Genomic DNA, 19,392 nt, shown 5'->3' on the forward strand with positions numbered 1-19,392 from the left:
CATACCCAGGCTTCGGTGGTCGAGCTTGTCGAGACCTGGCTGCCTCCGGTGGTCGAGCCTGTCGAGACCCGGCCCCACCGGTGGTCGAGCTTGTCGAGACCTGGCTGCCTCCGGTGGTCGAGCCTGTCGAGACCCGGCCCCACCGGTGGTCGAGCTTGTCGAGACCTCAGAATTCGATCGAGCTGTAGGCCTTCAGCTTCGCGAGCTGATGCTCGGAGGTGACCTTGCGGATCGTCCCGGAGCGACTGCGCATGACCAACGAGTCGGTGACGACCGCGCCGTGGGGGAGGTACTGCACACCCCGCATCAGGTCACCGTCGGTGATGCCGGTGGCGACGAAGAAGCAGTCGTCGCCGGTGACCAGATCGTCGGTGTGGAGCACGAAGTCGGGGTCGAGGTTGTGGCCGGCGTCGAGGGCGCGCTGGCGCTCCTCGTCGTCCTTGGGCCACAGCCGGCCCTGGATGGTGCCGCCCATCGCCTTCATCGCACAGGCGGCGACGATACCTTCCGGCGTGCCGCCGATGCCCATCAGCAGGTCGGCGCCGGAACCGACGCGGGCCGCCGAGATCGCCCCGGCGACGTCGCCGTCGACGATGAACTTGATCCGGGCGCCGGTCTCGCGGATCTCCTCGACCAGCTTCTCGTGACGCGGCCGGTCGAGCACGATCACGGTGACGTCGGAGGCGGTGGTCTCCTTGGCCTTCGCGACCGCGGCGATGTTCTCGGCGACCGGCAGCCGGATGTCGACGACGCCGGCGGCCTCGGGGCCGGTGACCAGCTTCTCCATGTAGAAGACGGCGCTGGGGTCGTACATGCTGCCGCGCGGGGCGACCGCCATCACCGCGACCGCGTTGCTCATCCCCTTCGCGGTCAGGGTGGTGCCGTCGATCGGGTCGACCGCGACGTCGCAGTCGGGGCCGGTGCCGTCGCCGACCTGCTCGCCGTTGAAGAGCATCGGGGCGTTGTCCTTCTCGCCCTCCCCGATGACGACGGTGCCGTTCATGGCGACCGTGGAGATCATGGTGCGCATCGCGTGGACCGCGACGCCGTCGGCGCCGTTCTTGTCCCCGCGGCCCACCCAACGAGCGGCCGCCATCGCCGCTGCCTCGGTCACACGCACGAGCTCCAGGGCCAGGTTGCGGTCAGGAGCAGTGGGGTCGACGCCGAGTGGCTGGGTGTCGTTCATGGGGTTCAATCTATCGGCCACAGCTCATCGGGTGGCCGGGGTGTCACTTGATCGATCCAGAGACCAGCCTGACGGCGAACGCCGACTGCGGGTCGTCCAGAACCTGCTCGGCGGGGCCGTCCTCGACGATGCGACCGTGCTCGACCACCACGACGCGGTCGGCCAGAGCGCGCGCGTCGGCGGCGTCATGGGTGACGATCACGGCGGTACGGTCCGCGAGCGCCGTGCGCAGCGTCTGCCTCAGGGCGGGGCGCACGTCGACGTCGAGCGAGGCCATCGGCTCGTCGAGAAGGAGGAGCTCCGGATCGGCAGCCAGGGCACGAGCCACCGCGACCCGCTGGGCCTGGCCGCCCGAGATCTGCGTGGGCCGCCGGTCGGTGAGGGTCTCGACACCGACCTCGGCCAGGTGGCGGGTGGCGAGCTCGTGGGCGTGCCGGCGGCGTACGCCTCGGGCTCGCGGTGCGAAGGCGACGTTGGCCAGCACGGACATGTGCGGGAACAGGAGCGGGTCCTGGGCCAGCAGCGCGACCCCGCGGGCGTGCGGGGGAGTGGCGTCGAGGACGCGGTCGCCGAGGCGTACCTCTCCTTCGTCGGGGCGGAGCAGCCCGGCGATGATGCCGAGGATGCTGGACTTGCCGGCGCCGTTGGGGCCGGTCAGCGCGACCGTCTCCCCGGCGGCCACGTCGAGGGTGACGTCGATGCCGCGCTGGGCGATGACGGCACGAAGATGAAGGTCGCTCATATCGCCCTCCCGTGCCGGGCGAAGCCGATGACGGCGATCGCGACGACGACGAGCACCAGCGAGAGCGCGACCGCCGCGTCGGGGTCGTCGACGCGGAGCAGGTAGACCCGTAGCGGCATCGTGCTGGTGACGCCGGGGAGGTTGCCGGCGAAGGTGATCGTGGCGCCGAACTCGCCGAGGCAGCGGGCGAAGGCGAGGACCGAACCGGAGAGCAGTCCGGGGCCGACGAGGGGGAGGGTCACCCGGCGGAAGACAGTGGTCGGGCGGGCGCCGAGGGTGGCCGCGACCGCCTCGTAGCGGGTGCCGCTGGTGCGCAGCGCCCCCTCGAGACTGATGACGAGGAACGGCAGCGCGACGAACGTCTGGGCCATCACCACGGCGAGCGTCGTGAAGGGGATCTGGATGCCGATCAGGTCCAGCGACTGACCGAGCAGGCCGCGGCGTCCGAAGGTGTAGAGCAGGGCCAGCCCGCTCACGACCGGAGGCAGCACGAGCGGGAGCAGCACCAGCGACCGCACCAGTCCTTGGCCGGGGAAGCTGGTGCGGGCGAGGACGGTGGAGAGGGGTACGCCGAGGGCGATGCACAGCAGGGTGCTGGCGAGGGCGGTGCGGAGGCTGAGCCAGAGCGCCTCGAGCGCCGAGGGCGAGGTGATGAGCGCGGGCAGGCTGGGCAGGTCGACGCGGAGGACGATCGCGGCGAGCGGCACGACCAGGAAGGCGGCAGCGACCCCTGCCGGGAGCCACAGCCAGCGCGGCATGCCGACGGACGGACCGGCCCCCCTCTGCCGGTCCGTCCGCCTGCCGTTCCCGAGAAGATCAGGGCCGGATGAAGCCTGCATCGGTCAGGACCTTCTGTCCGGTCTCGCTCAGCACCATCTCGATGAACTCCCGGGCGAGGTCGGCCTCGTCGGTGCCGTCGATGGTGCTGATCGGATAGGTGTTCACGACCCGGTCGGACTCCGCGAAGTCGACGCCGGTGACCGAGTCGCCGGCGGCGGCCACGTCGGTCACGTACACGAGCCCGGCGTCGGCGTCGCCGGAGGTGACCTTGGCGAGCACGTCGCTGACCGACTGCTCCTCGCTGACCGGATCGATGTCGACGCCGGTCCTCTCCTCCATCTGCGCGGTCGCGCTGCCGCACGGCACCTCGACGGCGCAGACGACGACCTTGGTGCCGGGCTCGGCGAGGTCCGCGAAGCGGGAGATCCTCGCCGGGTTGCCCTTGGGAGTGGCGATCTCGAGCGTGTTGGCCGCGAAGTCCTGCGGGTCGGTGGCCAGGTCGCCGAGCTTCTCCATGTTCGTGGTGTCGGCCGAGGCGAAAACGTCGGCCGGGGCGCCGTCCTCGATCTGGGCGACCAGATCCGAGGAGCCGCCGAAGCTGGTGGTCACCTTCACGCCGGGGTGCTCCTTCTCGAACTCCTCGGCGAGCTGGGTGAAGGTGTCGGTCAGCGAGGCTGCCGCGAAGACGGTCAGCTCCTGGTCGTCCGCGCCGCTCGCGCTCCCGCAGCCGGCGAGGGCGAGGATGGCCGCGGTGGCGACCGCGATACGGGTCCAGCGCCTCGTGGTCATGGGCGCTCCACCACGACGTTGGTCGACTTGATCGACGCGACCGCGCTGACGCCGGGCTCGAGGCCGAGCTCGGTGGCGGCCTCGGCACTCATCAGCGAGACGATCCGGTAGGGACCGCAGACCATCTCGACCTGGGCCATCACCGTGTCCATGGTGGTGCGCGTGACGATCCCGAGCATCCGGTTGCGAGCGCTGACGGCCCGCGCCCGGTCGGGAGCGGGGGCATCGGCCAGCTCGGCGGCGAGCTCGGCCAGAGCGATGCCGTCGACGACCGCGCGCCCGTTCTCCGTGGTCGCCTCGATCCGTCCCGCGTCCACCCAGCGACGCACCGTGTCATCGCTGACGCCGAGGAGCTCGGCGGCTTCGGCGATGCGGTAGCTGGTCACGTAAGGAGTATCGCATCTGCGGAGGAATCCGGCAGGATCTGTCCTCATCTGCGGAACAATGGCCTTCGATGATCGAACCTGTCGAGACCGTTGTTGGAGTGTGTGTCGCTCCGGTGGTCGAGCCTGTCGAGACCGTCTTTCGAGCGTGTGTCGCTCCGGTGGTCGAGCCTGTCGAGACCACGATTCGAGCGAACATGAGACGAGTGGGACCATGGAGGGCGTGAGCGACACCGATCAGCAGCCTGCCCAGCCCTCGAGCGAGCAGCCGAGCGAGCAGCCGGAGACCCCGGCCCGCAGCTACCCGCGTACCTTCGGCGCACTGATCGGGTCGATGATCTTCCTGCTCGTCCTCGTCGTCCCGATCGTGCTGATCGTGCAGTGGCGCGGCAACCTCGAGCGCGAGGTCAGCGGTGCCAACCAGACCTACAAGGCCGACTGGGCCGAGGCCGTACGCAGCGCCCAGGCCGCCGACATCGACGTGATCTACCCCCGCGAGCTGCCCTCGGGATGGTACGCGAACACCGACCCGTCCTACCAGGGCGGCGAGGAACCGGCCTGGACGATGTCGTTCGTCAAGGGCGAGACCTCCTACGTCGGCCTCGAGCTCTCCTCCCGCTCCGCGCAGTCGCTCGCCCAGAAGAACATCGACACCCAGGCCAAGGAGGGTGACGAGGTCGAGATCGAAACCGACGTCGCCACCACCTGGACCGAGTGGTCCGACTCCGACGGCGACAGCGGCTACTCGACCGAGGTCGACGGCCAGACCCTGATGCTCTGGGGTCCCAAGGACGGCGACGTACGCGACTACCTCGACCTGCTCACCGACGAGCCGCTGGCGAAGTAGCTGCCGCTCAGTCGTCGGCGATCGCGGCGTCGATCTTCTTCCGCGCGCCGTCGAGCCACTCCTGGCAGAGCGTGGCGAGCTTCTCGCCGCGCTCCCACAGCGCCAGCGACTCCTCGAGGGTGATGCCGCCCGCCTCGAGCTTGCGGACCACCTCGACCAGCTCCTCGCGGGCCTGCTCGTAGGAGAGGTCGCTGTTGTCGTCAGTCATCCGTGGGGTCCTTCTCGATCGAGTTGATGGTGGTGGTCAGGCGGCCGTCGGCGAGGCGGATGCTGACCGCGGCGCCCTCGGCCGCCTCCGCCACGCTGGTCAGCACGTGCCCGTCGGCGTCCTGGGCGACGGCATACCCCCGCTTCAACGTCTCCAGCGGCGAGAGCGCGCGGGCCCGGGCACGGTGGTGACCGATGTCGTCGGCGGCCCGGTCGAGCGCGTGACCCACGGTGCGGCGGGCGCGGTCGCGCAGCATCGTGACCTCGTCCCGCCGGGCGTCGATCAGCGAGCGGGGGTCGGCCAGCACGGGGCGCGAGCGAAGCGAGTCGAGCAGCGTCTGCTCGCGGTGGATCAGGGCTGCGATCCCGCCGCGGAGCCGGTCCCTGCCGGTGGCGACGATCCGCTGCTCCTCGACGACGTCGGGCACCACGAGCTTGGCGGCGTCGGTCGGCGTCGAGGCGCGTACGTCGGCGGCCAGGTCGAGCAGCGGTGAGTCGGGCTCGTGGCCGATCGCGGAGACGATCGGGGTGCGCGCGGCGTGCACCGCACGGATCAGGTGCTCGTCGGAGAAGGGGAGCAGGTCCTCGACCGAGCCGCCGCCGCGGGCGACGACGATCACGTCGACCTCGGCGTCCCGGTCGAGCCGCTGCAGCTTCTCCACGACGTCGGCAGCGCTGCGGCTGCCCTGCATCGCCGCGTACGCCACCTCGAACCGCACCTGCGGCCACCGCCTCCGCGCGTTCTCGAGCACGTCGCGCTCGGCAGCCGAGTTGGCGGCGGTGACGAGGCCGACCTTCGTCGGGAGGAAGGGGAGCGGGCGCTTGAGCTCGGAGGCGAAGAGCCCCTCGGCGGCCAGCAGCTGCCGGCGCTGCTCGAGCCGCGCGAGCAGCTCACCGAGCCCGACCGGCCGGATGTCGCGGGCCTGCAGCGAGAGCGTGCCGCGGTTGGCGTAGTAGGACGGCTTCGCGTGGATGATCACCGAGGCGCCCTCGACCAGCGGCGGGTTGAGGCTGTCGAGCAGGAACCGGGTGCACGTCACCGGCACCGAGATGTCGGCCACCGAGTCGCGCAGGGTCAGGAACACCGTCTGCATCCCCGGCCGCCGGCTCATCTGCGCCACCTGCCCCTCCACCCACACCGCGCCCAGCCGGTCGATCCACGAACCGATCGCGTTCGCGATCTGCCGCACCGGGGCGGGCGACTCGGGGGAGGTTTCCAACGCCATGCGGGCAACCCTAATCCCCCCGAGTCGGCGCATCTGCCCCACGTGAGGACGCCGAGTCGGCGCGTCTGCCCCACGTGAGGATGCCGAGTCGGCGCGTCTGCCCCGAGACGTCAATCCCCGGTGGGGCAGTTGCGCCGACTCGGCGCCTGTCGATGGGGCAGATGCGCCGACTCGACGTTGCTGGGTGGGGCAGATGCGCCGACTCGGCGGTCTCATGCCCGGGTCCCTAGACTGGAGGCATGAGTATCGACCTCGGCACCCCACGCCTGATCTCCGACGACGAGAAGGCTGTCCTCCTCGCGGAGCCCCGGGGTTACTGCGCCGGGGTGGACCGGGCGGTGATCACCGTGGAGCAGGCTCTGGACCTCTACGGTGCGCCGGTCTACGTACGCAAGGAGATCGTGCACAACAAGCACGTCGTCGACGATCTCCGCAACCGCGGAGCGGTCTTCGTCAACGAGCTCGACGAGGTGCCGACCGGTGCGACCGTCGTCTTCTCGGCCCACGGTGTCTCGCCGGCGGTCCACGCCGACGCGGTCCAGCGCGACCTGAAGACGATCGACGCGACCTGCCCGCTGGTCACCAAGGTCCACCTCGAGGCGAAGCGGTTCGCGCGCGAGGGCTACAGCATCCTGCTGATCGGCCACGCCGGTCACGAGGAGGTCGAGGGCACCATGGGCGAGGCGCCGGAGGCGACCACGCTCGTCGAGGGCCCTGGCGACGTCCCCGGCATCGAGGTGCCCGACCCCTCCAAGGTCGTCTGGCTCTCCCAGACCACCCTCTCGGTCGACGAGACCATGGACACCGTGGCCGCGCTCCGGGTGAAGTTCCCCGAGCTGCTCGACCCGCCCAGCGACGACATCTGCTACGCCACCCAGAACCGCCAGCAGGCGGTCAAGGAGATCGGCGCGGCCAGCGACCTGGTCATCGTCGTCGGCTCCGGCAACTCCTCCAACTCCGTCCGCCTGGTCGAGGTCGCTCTCGAGGCCGGTGCCAAGGCCTCCTACCGCGTCGACGACGCCAGCGAGATCGACGAGGCCTGGCTCGAGGGCGTACGCAGCGTCTCGGTCACCTCGGGTGCCAGCGTGCCCGAGAAGCTGGTCGAGGGGGTCGTCGACTTCCTCAAGGGCCACGGCTTCCCGGACGCCAAGGCTCACAAGAGCGCCGAGGAGTCGCTGATCTTCGCGTTGCCCAAGGAGCTGCGAAAAGACCTCAAGGCAGCTGCCGCAAGGGGTTGATCCCCAGCGGGCAGAGGGCGTTAGGGTCGAGGGGTGGCCCGATTCCTCGACGTACACCCTGACAATCCGCAGACTCGTCTGATCAGCCAGGTCGTCGATGCGCTGCGTGACGACCAGCTGATCGCCTATCCCACCGACTCCGGCTATGCCCTCGGCTCCCGGATCGGCAACAAGGACGGCCGCGACCGGATCCTGCGTATCCGCGGCCTCGATGACCGGCACCACTTCACGCTGATCTGCAGGGACTTCGCGCAGCTCGGCACGATGGTGCACGTCGACAACAGCGCCTTCCGGGCGATCAAGCACGCGACGCCCGGCCCCTACACCTTCATCCTCCCGGCCACCCCCGAGGTGCCGCGGCGGCTGATGCACCCGAAGAAGAAGACCGTCGGCGTACGCATCCCCGAGCATGCCGTGGTGCAGGCGCTGCTCGAGGAGCTCGGCGAGCCGTTGCTCTCCTCGACGCTGATCCTTCCCGGCGACACCGAGCCGCAGGTCTTCGGCTGGAACGTCAAGGAGGAGCTCGACCATCAGGTCGACATCGTCATCGAGGCCGGTGAGACCCCGGCCGAGCCGACCACCGTGATCAACTGGGCCGACGGGCAGCCCGAGATCATCCGTGAGGGCGCCGGCGACGTGTCCGGCTTCCTCGCCCTGGACTGACCCTCGGTCGGACCCCAGATCGCTCAGGAGGCGAGCGCGCGCTCACGCTCGACGTCCGCGCTCGCCTCGCCGCGCTGTCGCAGAACGCGGCGGCGCATCGCCAGACAGCCGAGGCAGCCGGCGTAGCCGATGAAGAGGCTGACCGCGTGATGGCCGAGGCCGCTGAAGATCGCCTGGATGAAGCCGTCCTCGGCATCGGCGATCGACCCGGGCTGGGTGGCGGCCAGCAGGATGAAGATGCCGAGCATGATCAGCGGCGGCAGCACGCCGACCACGAAGAAGTCGCTGGGCCTGACGATCAGGGCGAGGGTCAGGGCGATCGCCACGAAGGTCAGGTCGAAGAGCAGGCCGATCTTGTCGTCGATGAGCAGATCCACGAAGGTCACCGTCAGCGAGGTGGCGGATCCGAGCGCGACGACATGGCGGCCGGACTCGCGTCCTTCCTCCCAGATGGTGCGCTGACTCATGGGGTCACGGTCTCTCGTATGCAGCCTGTGTATCCGATCCCACGGTAGGGCCCGGCACACCGTCATTCTCGGCGGCGCGCCGATCATCCTCCCTTACGCTGCTCAGCCGCTCAACCGCACGTATCTCCACGGGTCGGGGCGTCTGGAGGTCGTCATCGGTCACCGACAGCTCGTTGAACCTCCTGGCGGCCACCAGGACCCGGTTGTCCAAGGACCCGATCGCTTGGTTGTAGCGGGTCACCGCGGTGTTCAGCGAGCGCCCGATCCCGTCCAGGTGGCCGGACATCGTCGAGAGGCGTTGGTGCAGGTCACGGCCCAGTCTATGGATCTCGCGGGCCTGCTCGGCGAGGGCCTCGTGGGACCAGCCGTGGGCGACCGTGCGCAGCAGCGCGATCAGCGTCGTGGGGGAGGCGAGCACGACCCGGCGCTCCCCGGCGTACTCGATCAGGCCCGGCTCGGTCTCGACTGCCGCAGAGAGGAACGATTCGGCCGGCACGAAGAGCACGACGAACTCGGGAGACTCCTCCAGGAAGCGCCAGTAGGCCTTCGAGGCGAGCTGGTCCACATGCGTACGCAACTGGGCGGTGTGCCTGCGCAGGTGGGCTCGATAGTCGTCCTCGTCGTCCGCGGCCGCCGCGTCGAGGTAGGCGTCGAGCGGGACCTTGGAGTCCACGACCAGCTCCTTCCCACCGGAGAGGTGCACCACCAGGTCCGGACGCAGGCGTCCGTCCTCGAGATGGACCTGCTCGGAGAAGTCGCACTTGTCGACGAGCCCGGCCAGCTCCACCGCACGACGCAGGTGCATCTCGCCCCAACGGCCCCTGACCTGGGGTTTGCGGAGCGCGGTCGACAGCGACCGGGTCTCGAGCTGCAGCCGGCTGACCTCGGTCTCGAACTGGCCCTGCCAGCGAGCCCGCTCCCGGTCGAGATGCTGCATCTGGTCGCTGAGCCGGTCGAGCCCCTGCATCACCTCGGCCTGGTCGACCATCCCGGCCCCGACCGCGTCCACGCTTCTGGCACGCACCCACAGCACCCCGAGCACGACGCCCAGGGCGAGACCGATCATCAGTCCGAGCACCAGGATCCAGATCTCCATGTGCTGATCCTCGCAGGGACCACCGACACAATTGCGTCGACTCGTGGTTGCATGGGGACATGGCCTACGACGCCGAGCTCGCCGAACGTGTCCGCGCCCTGATGCCTGCCGAGGTCACCGAGCAGAAGATGTTCGGAGCGCTGGCGTTCATGGTCAACGGCAACATGGCCTGCGCCGTCGGCCCCGACGACCTGCTCGTACGCACCGGCAGGTCCGCCTACGAGGCCGCCATCGCCGCCGGCGCCGAGCCGATGACGATGGGGGAGCGGACGATGTCCGGCTACGTCAACGTCGCCGCCGACCTGGTCGCCGGTGACGCGCTCGCCGACTGGGTCCGGCGTGGCATCGCAACCGCGCAGTCCCTGCCGCCGAAGCCTCCGAAGTAGGTCGCCCGCAAGGGACGGCCGGTCTCAGTCGGACAGGTCGACGATCACCGGGGCGTGGTCGGAGGGAGCGCCGGTGCCGATGGCGGGGTTGCGCTCGTCGAGGTCGACGAAGGCGTTGGTGACTCGCGAGGCGAAGGCGGGGGAGCCGAGGACGAAGTCGATGCGGAGACCGCGGTTGCGCTCGAAGCGCTGTCGGTAGTAGTCGAAGTAGGTGTAGGCCTCCGGGCCGGGTACGTAGGGGCGTACGACGTCCTTGAAGTCCTTCTCGATCGCGAAGAAGGCGTCGCGCTCGGCGGGGGTGAGGTGGGTCTTGCCGACGAACTGCTTGGGGTCGAAGCAGTCCTCGTCGTAGGGGCAGACGTTCCAGTCGCCGACCATCGCCGAGGGGCCGTCGTGCCAGGCCGTGGCAGCCTTCTGCAGGGCGGCCAGCCACTCGAGCTTGTAGGCGTAGTGGGGGTCGTCGGGCTTGCGGCCGTTGGGCACGTAGACCGAGGTCACCCGCACCCCGCCGCAGTCGGCCGAGAGCGCGCGGGCCTCGGCGACGTCCTTGAACGTCGGCATCCCGTCGAAGCCGACCTGTACGTCGGAGAGGCCGACGCGCGAGACCAGCGCGACGCCGTTCCACTGGTCGTACCCCACCGAGGCGACCTCGTAGCCGCGCGCCTCGATGCCCATCGTGGGGATCTGGTCGGGCCGGGCCTTGGTCTCCTGCAGCGCGAGCACGTCGATCGAGTGGCGCTCGAGGAAGGCCTCGACGCGGTCGATGCGGGAGCGGATGGAGTTGATGTTCCAGGTGGCGATACGCACGCCCGTCAGACTATCGAGGTCTACCACTGGACTAACGTTTGAGGCGTGGCCAGCGCGACGATCGAGATGCACGGGGTCCGCCGTCTCTACCAGCAGGCCGATCTCACCGACACGATCGCCCTCGACGGCATCGATCTCACCATCGAGCCCGGCACCTTCGTCAGCATCATCGGCCCCTCCGGCTGCGGCAAGTCGACGCTGCTGCGGCTGATCAGCGGCCAGGAGCCGACGGACGCGGGCCGGATCACCGTCTGCGGTCTGACGCCCACGGAGGCGGCCGAGGCGAAGGCCTTCGGATTCGTGCCGCAGTCGCCCGCGCTGCTGCCCTGGCTCAGCGTGCTCGGCAACGTGACGCTGCCCCACAAGGTCAACCGGCGTCACGACCGCGGCCTGCCCGACCTGGAGGGGATGCTGCGCGAGGTCGGTCTGGGGGAGTCGATCCACAAGCTCCCTGCCGAGCTCTCCGGCGGCATGAAGCAGCGGACCGCGATCGTACGCGCCTTCGGGCTGCGCCCCGACGTACTCCTCCTCGACGAGCCGTTCGGTGCACTCGACGAGTTCACCCGCGAGGCGCTCCAGGAGCAGCTGCTGCAGCTGTGGGAGCAGACCCGCGCGACCGTCGTCTTCGTGACCCACTCGATCGCCGAGGCGGTCCGGCTCTCCGACAGGGTCGTGGTGATGGCGCCGCGGCCGGGCCGGGTCACCGACGTCATCGACATCGACCTGCCCCGCCCGCGCCACCAGGAGGTCATCACCTCCCCGGAGTTCCACGCCTTCGAGCTCACCCTGCGCGAGCGGCTCAGGGACGCGTTCAGCGGAAGCGGGCTCCAGAGGTGAGCCGCGACGGACAGGGGGTCTCGACGAGATCGACCGTCGTTCGCCGCATGCTGCGCCCGGCGTACTGGCTGCCGTTCGTCCTCCTCCTGGTGGTGCTCGGGCTCGGCTGGGAGCTGGGCGCGCGGCACGTGCCCTACCTGTTCGCACCCCTGGGTGACATCGCGGGCGTGCTGACCGGCGACCCCGGCTACTTCGTCTCCAACACCCTGGTCACGCTCAGCGAGGCGCTGGTGGGGCTCGGGATCGGCTTCGTCGCCGCCTTCGCGCTCGCCGTCGTGGTGAGCGAGGTCGGTGTGGTGCGGCGGGCGGTGATGCCGGTGGCCGTGGTGCTCTCGGTGACGCCGCTGGTCGCGATCGCGCCGCTGCTCGTGGTGGCGCTCGGGTTCGGGATGGCGCCGAAGGTGGTGCTGACCGCGCTCGTCTGCTTCTTCCCGATCCTGATCAACGTCGCCGCCGGGCTGCGAGCGGTGCCGGGCCCGGTGCTGCAGGTCTATCGCACGGTCGCGGCGAGCCGGCTGGAGGTGCTGCGACACCTGCGGGTGCCGGCCTCGCTGCCGTACGTCTTCGCGTCCCTGCGCATCGTCTTCCCGCTGTCGCTGATCGGCGCCGTCGTCGCCGAGCTCTCGGCCGCGGGATCGGCCGACGGGCTCGGCAGCGTGATCCAGGTGGCCAGCTCGCAGAACAGACTGGCTACCGTGTGGGCAGCGATCTTCGTCCTCGCGGCGCTCGGTTCGCTGCTGTTCTGGCTCGTGACGCTCGCCGAGCGGCGAGTGCTCCACTGGCACGAGTCCTGATCCCCTTGAAGGAGCCCCTGATGCCTCGCGTACGTCTGATCGCCGCTGCCCTCACCTCGGCGACGGTCCTGCTGGGTGCCCTGACCGCCTGCGGCTCGTCGTCCGACTCCGCAGGCGAGGAGGGGAGCGCGGTCTCGGCCGAGCGCTGCGAGCAGAACAAGGACGCCGGGAAGATCACCTACATGTCCGGCTACTACTGGCAGGCGTCGGCCTCGATCATGGAGGCGATCGCCGCCGACCGGCTCGGCTACTTCGAGGACCTGTGTCTCGACGTCGAGCTCCAGCCCGGCTCGGGCGACGTCTCCCAGAACGCCAAGCTGATCGCCGCCGGGAAGGTGCAGGTCGGCCCGCTCTCCGAGCAGGACATCATGACCTCGAACGCCAGCGGTCTCGAGGTGCTGGGCGTCTCGTCCTACTCCAACGCGGGCCTGGACGTGCTGATGACCGGCACCGGCATCACCGACCTCAAGGAGCTCGAGGGCAAGACCCTCGGCCACAAGGGGTGGGTGCCCGTCGGTGTGCAGGCGATGCTCGCCGAGGCGGGCGTCGATATGTCCAAGGTCAAGCAGGTCAAGGTCGGCTACGACCCCGGCGTCCTGACTCGCGGCCAGGTCGACGCGCTGGTCGGCTTCGTCTCCAACGAGCCCAACCAGCTGAAGGAGGCCGGGGAGGACGTCACCGTCTGGGAGCCGACCGACTTCGACGTGCCGGGCTCGCTGGGCGCCTACTCCGTCAACCCGGCCTGGGCGAAGAAGCACCCGACCGCGGTGCAGGACGTCCTCCGCGCCGTCTTCAAGGCCTACACCTACTGCGCCGCCGACGAGCACGTCGGGGAGTGCATCGGCTACCAGCACGACCTCGCCGGCGCCGAGTCCGACGAGAAGCACGAGACCGCCATCTGGCGCACCGAGGTCGAGGTCGCTGCCGACAACCCGCTCCCGGTCAGGTTCGGCTCGGTCGACCCCGACAACGTCGCCGCGCTGGCCGAGGTCGTCACGACGTACGCAGGGCAGAAGGTCACGCCCGAGCAGGCCGCCTCCTGGTTCGACACGTCCTTCGCCGAGGCCGTGGTCGACGCGGACGGCAAGGTGATCTGGCCCGCCCCCTGACCGCCGAGACGTCGATTCTCGACGCCGAGACGTCGAAAATCGACGCCGAGAGGTCAGAGTTCGAAATGCCGGTTCATGGGCAGCGGCAGTTTCCCGCCATGGCGGGAAACTGCCGCGTTCCGATGACCATTCGGCGTCAGAATTCGACCTCTCGGGGCCAGAAACTGACCGTTCGGGGCGCTAGTAGGACAGGCCGTGACCGAGCGGGAAGAGACCCGGGATCTCGACCGGGAGCTTGCCGGTCGGGTCGACCTCACCGTGGATCACCTTCACCAGCGACTCGATCTGGTGGGAGGTGTAGCCGTAGGTGTCCAGGACGGTCGCGGCCTCGGGGAAGGACGCCACGTCGTAGGGGTTTCGCATCGCGGCCACGACCACCGGGGTGTCGGTGGCCAGCAGCGCCTTGACCAGCTTGGTCTGGGCCACGGCGGCCGGGGTGGGGTCCCCTGTCGCGGGGTTGATCTGCCAGGCGTTGTTGGTCGAGACCACGACGAGGTCCTTGCCCTCGGCGGCCGCGACGGCGGCGTCGATGTTGGCGTCGGTCGGGGTCGTACCCGACTGCAGCACCTCGGTCGTGGCTCCGCGCTCCTCGAACCCCGCGGCGATGCCCGAGGTCGTGTCGACACCCCAGCCCGCGACCAGGACGTCCTTGGCGCCGGCGTCGAGCGGCAGCAGGCCGTCGTCGTTCTTCACCAGGGTCGTGGTGCGGTCGGAGATCGCCTGGGCGTCGGCCTTGTGCGTCGGGTCGGCGAAGACGGCCGAAGCGGCGGCGGGGTCGACGAACGGGCTCTTGAAGATCTCGTTGTCGAGCTTGTGCTTCAGGATGCGGTAGACCGACTCGTCGAGCCGCTTGCGGGAGATGGTGCCGTCCTTGACGGCGTCGACGACCGCGGCGTACGCGGTGTCCATCTGCGGCGGGATGAGCAGCTGGTCGGCACCGGCGAGGAAGGCCTCGACCGGCGCCACGTCGGCCGGGTAGGTGTCGCTGGCACCCTGCATGTCGAGAGCGTCGGTCACGATCAGGCCGTCGAAGCCCAGCTCCTCGCGGAGCAGGCCGGTGAGGATCGGCTCCGACATGGTGGCCGGCTCGCCGCTCGGGTCGATCGAGGGCACGGTCACATGGGCGGTCATGATCGCGTCGATCCCGGCGTCGATCGCAGCCTCGAAGGGCGGCAGGTCGATCGCCTCGAGCTCCTCGCGGCTGTGGGTCACCTCGGGCAGGCCGTAGTGGCTGTCGGTGCCGGTGTCGCCGTGGCCCGGGAAGTGCTTGGCGATCGAGGAGAGGCCGCCGTCGTCGAAGCCGCCGACCTCGGCGGCCACGATGTCGGAGACCGCGCCGGCGTCGGCACCGGCGGAGCGGATCCCGATCACCGGGTTGTTCGGGTTGAGGTTGACGTCGGCCACGGGCGCGTAGTCCTGGGTGATGCCGACGGCGGCCAGCTCGGAGCCGATCACCTCGGCGGACCGGGCCGCATCGTCGGTCGAGCCGCCGGCGCCCAGCGCCATCTGGCCGGGCATCTGGGTCGCGCCGCTGGCCGGACCGAACCGGGCCACGAGCGCACCGCCCTCCTGGTCGACGGCGATGTTGAGCGGGATCTTGGGGCGCTGCTCGAGCGCGGCACGCTGGAGACCGTTGGAGAGGGTCGCGACCTGGGCCGCGTCACCGATGTTGTCGGGGCCGCGCGTGGTGAAGTAGATGACCCCGCCGGGCTGGTACTTCGCGATCGCCTGCGCCGGGGTGTCGACGCCGTAGAGCTTCTGGTTGCCGGCCTTCGCCGCGTCGCTGACGTCGTCGGCGTCGCGTCCGTAGACCTCGATGACGAAGAGCTGACCGATCTTCTGCTCGAGCGACATGTGTCGCATCAGCGAGGTGATCTGGCCGTGCTGGTTCGGGTTGTCAGGTTTGCCGGGCTTGTCCGGCTTCTTGCTCGCCGTGATGGCGGGCCGGTCCGAGTCGGTGGCGTGGCTCGCTGTGTACGGCATGGCGACCGCCACTGCCGCGGCAAGACCTGCCGCCGCCATCCTTCCGCCCCTGGTCAGCGTCGTTCTGCCCATGACAACTCCTCAGTCTGAGCCGCCCGTGCGCGGCACGGCGACTCACTCTAGGTCCTTCCAACCGGTCATGGAAGAAAATTCCAGAGTCTTTGGAAATCGCACGCAGATTCGCCTGTGTGGACCGCGATCTCGGCGGACGAATTTTGCCGAAGCGGGTGGACAGAATGCCCCGGCAGGGACAAGGTGACCTTCGTGCGCATCGTTGTCGGAGCCGCAGCGGCGGCCACTCTCGCCCTCACCACCCTCACCCTCGCGCCGGCGGCGCAGGCTGTGCAGACCGGCCAGCCGGGTCACCCAGGGGGTGCGTACGACTGGACGGCCGTGGACGTCGACACGACCCAGGGCTTCCGGGCGCTCGACGCCGTCGACGCGGACACCGCGTGGCTCGGCGGCGACGGCGGTGGCGTGTTCCGTACGACGGACGGCGGCCAGAGCTGGGACGAGGTCTCCCCGCCCGGATCGGAGGGGCTGCTCTTCCGTGACGTGGAGGCGCGCTCGGCCGATGAGGCGGTCGTGCTCTCGATCGGCGAGGGCGAGGCCAGCCGGATCTACAAGACCGTCGACGGCGGTGCGACCTGGACCGAGACGTTCCGCTCCACGGAGGCGGCCGCCTTCTACAACTGCGTCGACTTCTGGCCCGGCGGCGAGCGCGGCATCGCGATGAGCGACCCGGTCGACGGCGAGTGGCGGATCATCACCACCGACGACGGTGGCGACAGCTGGGAGATCGCGGACACGCGCGGCCTGGAGGCGCCGGGCGAGTTCGGCTACTCGGCCAGCGGCACCTGCCTGGTCACCGCCGGTGGGCGCGACGCCTGGATCGGCGGCGGTGGCGCCGCCTCGAAGATCTACGCCACCCACGACGGCGGCCGGTCCTGGTCCTCGGCCGACTCCACGATCGCGACCGGCGAGGCGGCCGGCGTCTTCGGCCTCGGCTTCCGAAACCCGCGCCAGGGCATCGCCGTCGGCGGCGACTTCGGCTTCGAGGACGACGGCGTCGACCGTGCTGCGTACTCCACCGACGGCGGCCGCACCTGGACCAACTCCACCTCTGACCTGGGCGGATTCCGGGAGGCGGTCTCCTGGATCGGCGGCCGCACCGCGATCGCGGTCGGGCCGAACGGCAGCGACATCAGCCACGACAACGGCCGTACGTGGGAGCCGTTCGGCGCCGCGCAGACGCGGTTCCACGTCGTCGACTGCGTCCACGGCACCTGTTGGGCCGCAGGTGCGGGCGGACGCGTCGGGGTGCTCGCGCGCTAGATCGTGAGCCCGATCTTCATCGGGCCGTGCGGCTTCCGCTCGTGGTCGCCGAGCTCGATGCAGAACTCGTTGCCCTCCGGGTCCTGGAGGGCAACGAAACCGCCGCCGTCCTCCGTGCGGTGGTCGCCGAGGATGGTGGCACCGAGCCCGAGCGCGCGCTCGACGAGCTCGTCGCGGGTGGTGTCCACGGGCTTGATGTCCATGTGGAGCCGGTTCTTCGCGGTCTTCGGCTCGGGCACCGGGATGAACAGCAGCATCGTCTCGGTCGACGGGTAGCTCTTGGCGACGACGACCTCCGGGTCCTCGTCGTAGAAGAGGTGCCAGCCGGTGATGGCCGACCAGAACTCGGCGAGCCCGCGGGCGTCGGCGCAGTCGAAGGTGAGGTGGCGGATGTGGATCGTCATGAGCCCTCCTGGGGGCGTGCAGCGAGAAAGTCCGAGACCGTACGCGGCGTGGCCGCCGCCGCGAGCGCGACGGCGGTGTCGAGCGGCACGTCGGGGAGGTCGACGTGCTCGTGGCTGGCCGCGGTCATCGCGGTGACCTGGGCGAGACCGATGCGGCGGTCGAAGAAGGTCTGCCTGACCCGCCAGCCGATGATGCCCTCGGTCTGCAGCGCGGTGCGCACCGCGGTGTAGGAGCCCGAGCGGACCACCAGATAGCGGTCGGTGAGGGCGTGGCCGAGGTGGCGGTGGCGCAGCTCGGCGCCCACCACGGTGAGGACGAGCGCGAGCACGAACATCCCGACCGGGAGCCACCAGAGCCAGGTGTCGGCGAGCACGCCGACCAGGACCGTGGGGACGAGCGCGATCAGCGTCCACACCGCGGTGGCGACGCTCGCCCGGAACCAGTAGCGCTGGCGCGGCCTCGGTCCGTGGCCGGTCAGCGGCACGGTGAAGGCGTCCTCGCCGAGGATGTCGGTGCCGACCTCCGAGACGACGCGCTCCGGCGCGGTCGGCAGGACCGCGGGGGAGTTGTCGTCGAGGCCGGTGGTGAGCAGGTTGAGGTCGGCTCCGCCGGCCAGGCCGATCAGCGGGCCGACGGTGGAGGTGGCGCCGCGTACCTTCGCCTCCTCGACGGTCGTCGCCCGGGTACTGGTCAGGCCGAAGCTGCGGCGCAGCGTGGTGCCTTCGCGGCCCGCTTCGCGCACGACCTGGAGGTCCCACCACCGCACCGCGTAGCCCACGCAGGAGCCGAGCGCCCAGATCAGCGCGGCGACGATGATCGCGATCGGGATCGCGATCAGCAGCATGTGCAGCAGCGTTTCCACCGGGCGCCCGTTGATCTCGCCGTCCTGCACCCGGATCCCGATCGTCCGCTCCCACGGGATGATGTCGGAGAACGCGCCGAAGAACGCCGCCAGACCACCCAGCGCGATCGCCAGGTTGCGGAGGTTGAGCGGGGCGTACCTGATCCAGGACCAGTCGAGCCGGGCGATGACCTCACCCTCGGCGGTGGCGCCTGTCGAGACCTCGCCACCGGTGGTCGAACCCTCGCCGGTGGTCGAGCCTGTCGAGACCCCCTCTGTGGGCGCCTCCGGAGCGGCGTGGAGGAGCTCGCGCCGCAGCCGGAAGGCCGCCTCCTTGGTCAGCGAGTCGAGCGTGATCTGCCCTTCGTCGACACCGGTGCCGACGTCGACCTTCGTGACCCCGAGGACACGGTGGACGAGGGTGGAGTTGAGGTCGACGCTGCGTACGCGGTCGAGGCGGGCGGTCAGGGTGGTGCGGTTGAACAGGCCCTTGCGGACCTCCAGGTGGGTCGGGGTCACCCGGAAGGTCGTGGTCAGCCACGGAACGAGGCCGGCGACGGCGGCGAAGACCGCGATGCCGGCCGCGACCAGCAGACCGATGAGCACGTTGGCCTGACCGGCACCGAAGGCACCGATCACAGCCGGGATGAGCGCCTGGCGCAGTGTCGAGATCGGGCTGACCACCGCGGTCCAGCCGGCCAGGCGCTGCCACTCGGCGTCGGGGACCTCGGGTACGTCCGGCGTGCTCACGTCGCGTCCTCGGGGGTCGCGGCGGTGATGGCGACGAGCTTCGCGACCACCTCGAGCGCGAGCGCGTCGTCGAGGCAGGCGATCTGGACGGTGCCGGCCGAGGAGGCGGTGGAGACCTTGACCGTACGCAGCCCGAACCGTCTCATCAGCGGCCCCTGCGTCGAGTCGACCGTCTGCACCCGGGAGAGCGGCACGATCTCGTCGACGACGGTCAGCCACCCGTGGCGTACGTGGACGGCGATGTCGGTGACCTCCCAGCGGTGGATCCGGAACCGGATCGTCGGCACGAACGTGAGCCCCGGCACCGGAGCCAGCACGAAGATCACGACGGCGACCCACATGATCCAGGTCCAGAAGCCGTGCGGGACCAGGATCGCGGTCACTGCCACACCGATCGCGAGCACCAGCCAGATGACCGCGCTGATCGCCTCCGACAGACGCCAGTAGGCAGGTGCTCGTTCGGAGACCTGATGGGCGGGTTCGCGCAGGCGCAGCGGCGTGTCAGGGGCGTTCACGGGCGC

At 70.1% G+C, this 19,392-nt stretch carries 22 protein-coding genes; 8 read left to right on the forward strand and 14 right to left on the reverse strand.

Going from position 1 to position 19,392, the window contains the following annotated elements; genetic code table 11:
- Positions 1-166: 166 nt before the first annotated feature.
- Genes glpX through IEY81_RS08210 form a run of 5 tightly spaced genes read right to left on the reverse strand, consistent with a single transcriptional unit; the run spans position 167 to position 3,883 of the window.
- Positions 167-1,186, reverse strand: coding sequence for a class II fructose-bisphosphatase (gene glpX, locus IEY81_RS08190; RefSeq protein ID WP_189117986.1), 1,020 nt, complete (start codon positions 1,184-1,186; stop codon positions 167-169).
- A gap of 43 nt (positions 1,187-1,229) precedes the next feature.
- The gene (locus IEY81_RS08195; RefSeq protein WP_189117987.1) at positions 1,230-1,928 is read right to left on the reverse strand and encodes a sulfate/molybdate ABC transporter ATP-binding protein; all 699 of its coding nucleotides are present in this window, start codon (positions 1,926-1,928) and stop codon (positions 1,230-1,232) included.
- Complete coding sequence (locus IEY81_RS08200) at positions 1,925-2,686, reverse strand: ABC transporter permease (protein ID WP_189117988.1); 762 nt, start codon at positions 2,684-2,686, stop codon at positions 1,925-1,927. Before IEY81_RS08200 ends, IEY81_RS08195 begins: the two co-directional genes overlap by 4 nt.
- A 58-nt stretch (positions 2,687-2,744) precedes the next feature.
- On the reverse strand, positions 2,745-3,497 hold the full coding sequence (modA, locus tag IEY81_RS08205) for a molybdate ABC transporter substrate-binding protein (protein WP_189117989.1): 753 nt from the start codon (positions 3,495-3,497) through the stop codon (positions 2,745-2,747).
- Positions 3,494-3,883, reverse strand: coding sequence for a TOBE domain-containing protein (locus IEY81_RS08210; protein ID WP_189117990.1), 390 nt, complete (start codon positions 3,881-3,883; stop codon positions 3,494-3,496). Before IEY81_RS08210 ends, modA begins: the two co-directional genes overlap by 4 nt.
- 220 nt (positions 3,884-4,103) lie before the next feature.
- Between IEY81_RS08210 and IEY81_RS08215 the strand changes: the two genes are divergently transcribed.
- A complete protein-coding gene (locus IEY81_RS08215) occupies positions 4,104-4,727 on the forward strand; it encodes a DUF4245 family protein (RefSeq protein WP_189117991.1) in 624 nt (207 codons plus the stop codon).
- A 7-nt stretch (positions 4,728-4,734) separates the two neighbouring features.
- On the opposite strand, the gene IEY81_RS08220 is transcribed toward IEY81_RS08215, so the two are convergent.
- Together IEY81_RS08220 and xseA are read right to left on the reverse strand one after the other, a co-directional pair.
- Positions 4,735-4,935 carry an exodeoxyribonuclease VII small subunit gene (locus tag IEY81_RS08220; RefSeq protein WP_189117992.1) on the reverse strand — a complete coding sequence of 67 codons (201 nt, stop codon included), beginning with the start codon at positions 4,933-4,935 and terminating at the stop codon, positions 4,735-4,737.
- On the reverse strand, positions 4,928-6,160 hold the full coding sequence (gene xseA / locus IEY81_RS08225; RefSeq protein ID WP_189117993.1) for an exodeoxyribonuclease VII large subunit: 1,233 nt from the start codon (positions 6,158-6,160) through the stop codon (positions 4,928-4,930). Before xseA ends, IEY81_RS08220 begins: the two co-directional genes overlap by 8 nt.
- A 239-nt stretch (positions 6,161-6,399) precedes the next feature.
- Between xseA and IEY81_RS08230 the strand changes: the two genes are divergently transcribed.
- Positions 6,400-7,398, forward strand: coding sequence for a 4-hydroxy-3-methylbut-2-enyl diphosphate reductase (locus tag IEY81_RS08230; RefSeq protein ID WP_189117994.1), 999 nt, complete (start codon positions 6,400-6,402; stop codon positions 7,396-7,398).
- Between the two features lie 33 nt (positions 7,399-7,431).
- Positions 7,432-8,061, forward strand: coding sequence for an L-threonylcarbamoyladenylate synthase (locus IEY81_RS08235; protein ID WP_189117995.1), 630 nt, complete (start codon positions 7,432-7,434; stop codon positions 8,059-8,061).
- A gap of 23 nt (positions 8,062-8,084) precedes the next feature.
- Here the strand turns inward: IEY81_RS08235 and IEY81_RS08240 are convergent, their stop codons facing one another.
- Positions 8,085-8,528: a DUF6542 domain-containing protein gene (locus IEY81_RS08240; protein WP_189117996.1), complete on the reverse strand. Its 444-nt coding sequence runs from the start codon at positions 8,526-8,528 to the stop codon at positions 8,085-8,087.
- Positions 8,529-8,532: 4 nt separating this feature from the next.
- Positions 8,533-9,624, reverse strand: coding sequence for a DNA recombination protein RmuC (locus tag IEY81_RS08245; protein WP_189117997.1), 1,092 nt, complete (start codon positions 9,622-9,624; stop codon positions 8,533-8,535).
- Between the two features lie 59 nt (positions 9,625-9,683).
- On the opposite strand from IEY81_RS08245, the gene IEY81_RS08250 reads away from it, so the two are divergent.
- On the forward strand, positions 9,684-10,010 hold the full coding sequence (locus tag IEY81_RS08250; RefSeq protein ID WP_189117998.1) for a TfoX/Sxy family protein: 327 nt from the start codon (positions 9,684-9,686) through the stop codon (positions 10,008-10,010).
- A 24-nt stretch (positions 10,011-10,034) separates the two neighbouring features.
- Here IEY81_RS08250 and IEY81_RS08255 read toward each other — a convergent pair whose 3' ends face one another.
- A complete protein-coding gene (locus IEY81_RS08255) occupies positions 10,035-10,817 on the reverse strand; it encodes an exodeoxyribonuclease III (RefSeq protein WP_189117999.1) in 783 nt (260 codons plus the stop codon).
- Between the two features lie 45 nt (positions 10,818-10,862).
- Here IEY81_RS08255 and IEY81_RS08260 point away from each other — a divergent pair, with 45 nt between their 5' ends.
- From IEY81_RS08260 to IEY81_RS08270, 3 genes are read left to right on the forward strand one after another with little or no spacing between them, the layout of a single operon-like run.
- Positions 10,863-11,654 carry an ABC transporter ATP-binding protein gene (locus IEY81_RS08260; protein WP_229787533.1) on the forward strand — a complete coding sequence of 264 codons (792 nt, stop codon included), beginning with the start codon at positions 10,863-10,865 and terminating at the stop codon, positions 11,652-11,654.
- Positions 11,655-11,701: 47 nt separating this feature from the next.
- The gene (locus IEY81_RS08265; protein ID WP_189118000.1) at positions 11,702-12,448 is read left to right on the forward strand and encodes an ABC transporter permease; all 747 of its coding nucleotides are present in this window, start codon (positions 11,702-11,704) and stop codon (positions 12,446-12,448) included.
- Between the two features lie 20 nt (positions 12,449-12,468).
- Positions 12,469-13,557: an ABC transporter substrate-binding protein gene (locus tag IEY81_RS08270; protein WP_189118001.1), complete on the forward strand. Its 1,089-nt coding sequence runs from the start codon at positions 12,469-12,471 to the stop codon at positions 13,555-13,557.
- A gap of 180 nt (positions 13,558-13,737) precedes the next feature.
- On the opposite strand, the gene IEY81_RS08275 is transcribed toward IEY81_RS08270, so the two are convergent.
- Positions 13,738-15,612, reverse strand: a complete 1,875-nt coding sequence (locus tag IEY81_RS08275) for a glycoside hydrolase family 3 protein (protein WP_189118002.1) — start codon at positions 15,610-15,612, stop codon at positions 13,738-13,740.
- Between the two features lie 192 nt (positions 15,613-15,804).
- On the opposite strand from IEY81_RS08275, the gene IEY81_RS08280 reads away from it, so the two are divergent.
- Complete coding sequence (locus tag IEY81_RS08280) at positions 15,805-16,875, forward strand: WD40/YVTN/BNR-like repeat-containing protein (RefSeq protein WP_189118003.1); 1,071 nt, start codon at positions 15,805-15,807, stop codon at positions 16,873-16,875.
- Here the strand turns inward: IEY81_RS08280 and IEY81_RS08285 are convergent.
- Genes IEY81_RS08285 through IEY81_RS08295 form a run of 3 tightly spaced genes read right to left on the reverse strand, consistent with a single transcriptional unit; the run spans position 16,872 to position 19,386 of the window.
- Complete coding sequence (locus IEY81_RS08285; protein WP_189118004.1) at positions 16,872-17,279, reverse strand: VOC family protein; 408 nt, start codon at positions 17,277-17,279, stop codon at positions 16,872-16,874. The two genes, IEY81_RS08280 and IEY81_RS08285, sit on opposite strands and share 4 nt — an antisense overlap.
- Positions 17,276-18,871, reverse strand: coding sequence for a PH domain-containing protein (locus tag IEY81_RS08290; RefSeq protein ID WP_189118005.1), 1,596 nt, complete (start codon positions 18,869-18,871; stop codon positions 17,276-17,278). The genes IEY81_RS08285 and IEY81_RS08290 overlap by 4 nt, the downstream gene beginning before the upstream one ends.
- Positions 18,868-19,386, reverse strand: a complete 519-nt coding sequence (locus IEY81_RS08295; protein ID WP_189118006.1) for a PH domain-containing protein — start codon at positions 19,384-19,386, stop codon at positions 18,868-18,870. The genes IEY81_RS08290 and IEY81_RS08295 overlap by 4 nt, the downstream gene beginning before the upstream one ends.
- Between the last annotated feature and the right edge of the window lie 6 nt (positions 19,387-19,392).

This window comes from Nocardioides luteus (assembly GCF_014648595.1).
Classification (GTDB): Bacteria; Actinomycetota; Actinomycetes; order Propionibacteriales; family Nocardioidaceae; genus Nocardioides; species Nocardioides luteus.

Excerpts from the sequence above, each read along its gene's own strand:
- glpX (WP_189117986.1), bottom strand. The coding sequence starts at position 1,186 with ATGAACGACACCCAGCCACTCGGCGTCGACCCCACTGCTCCTGACCGC.
- IEY81_RS08195 (WP_189117987.1), bottom strand. The coding sequence starts at position 1,928 with ATGAGCGACCTTCATCTTCGTGCCGTCATCGCCCAGCGCGGCATCGAC.
- IEY81_RS08200 (WP_189117988.1), bottom strand. The coding sequence starts at position 2,686 with ATGCCGCGCTGGCTGTGGCTCCCGGCAGGGGTCGCTGCCGCCTTCCTG.
- modA (WP_189117989.1), bottom strand. The coding sequence starts at position 3,497 with ATGACCACGAGGCGCTGGACCCGTATCGCGGTCGCCACCGCGGCCATC.
- IEY81_RS08220 (WP_189117992.1), bottom strand. The coding sequence starts at position 4,935 with ATGACTGACGACAACAGCGACCTCTCCTACGAGCAGGCCCGCGAGGAG.
- xseA (WP_189117993.1), bottom strand. The coding sequence starts at position 6,160 with ATGGCGTTGGAAACCTCCCCCGAGTCGCCCGCCCCGGTGCGGCAGATC.
- IEY81_RS08230 (WP_189117994.1), top strand. The coding sequence starts at position 6,400 with ATGAGTATCGACCTCGGCACCCCACGCCTGATCTCCGACGACGAGAAG.
- IEY81_RS08240 (WP_189117996.1), bottom strand. The coding sequence starts at position 8,528 with ATGAGTCAGCGCACCATCTGGGAGGAAGGACGCGAGTCCGGCCGCCAT.
- IEY81_RS08245 (WP_189117997.1), bottom strand. The coding sequence starts at position 9,624 with ATGGAGATCTGGATCCTGGTGCTCGGACTGATGATCGGTCTCGCCCTG.
- IEY81_RS08250 (WP_189117998.1), top strand. The coding sequence starts at position 9,684 with ATGGCCTACGACGCCGAGCTCGCCGAACGTGTCCGCGCCCTGATGCCT.
- IEY81_RS08265 (WP_189118000.1), top strand. The coding sequence starts at position 11,702 with ATGCTGCGCCCGGCGTACTGGCTGCCGTTCGTCCTCCTCCTGGTGGTG.
- IEY81_RS08270 (WP_189118001.1), top strand. The coding sequence starts at position 12,469 with ATGCCTCGCGTACGTCTGATCGCCGCTGCCCTCACCTCGGCGACGGTC.
- IEY81_RS08275 (WP_189118002.1), bottom strand. The coding sequence starts at position 15,612 with ATGGGCAGAACGACGCTGACCAGGGGCGGAAGGATGGCGGCGGCAGGT.
- IEY81_RS08285 (WP_189118004.1), bottom strand. The coding sequence starts at position 17,279 with ATGACGATCCACATCCGCCACCTCACCTTCGACTGCGCCGACGCCCGC.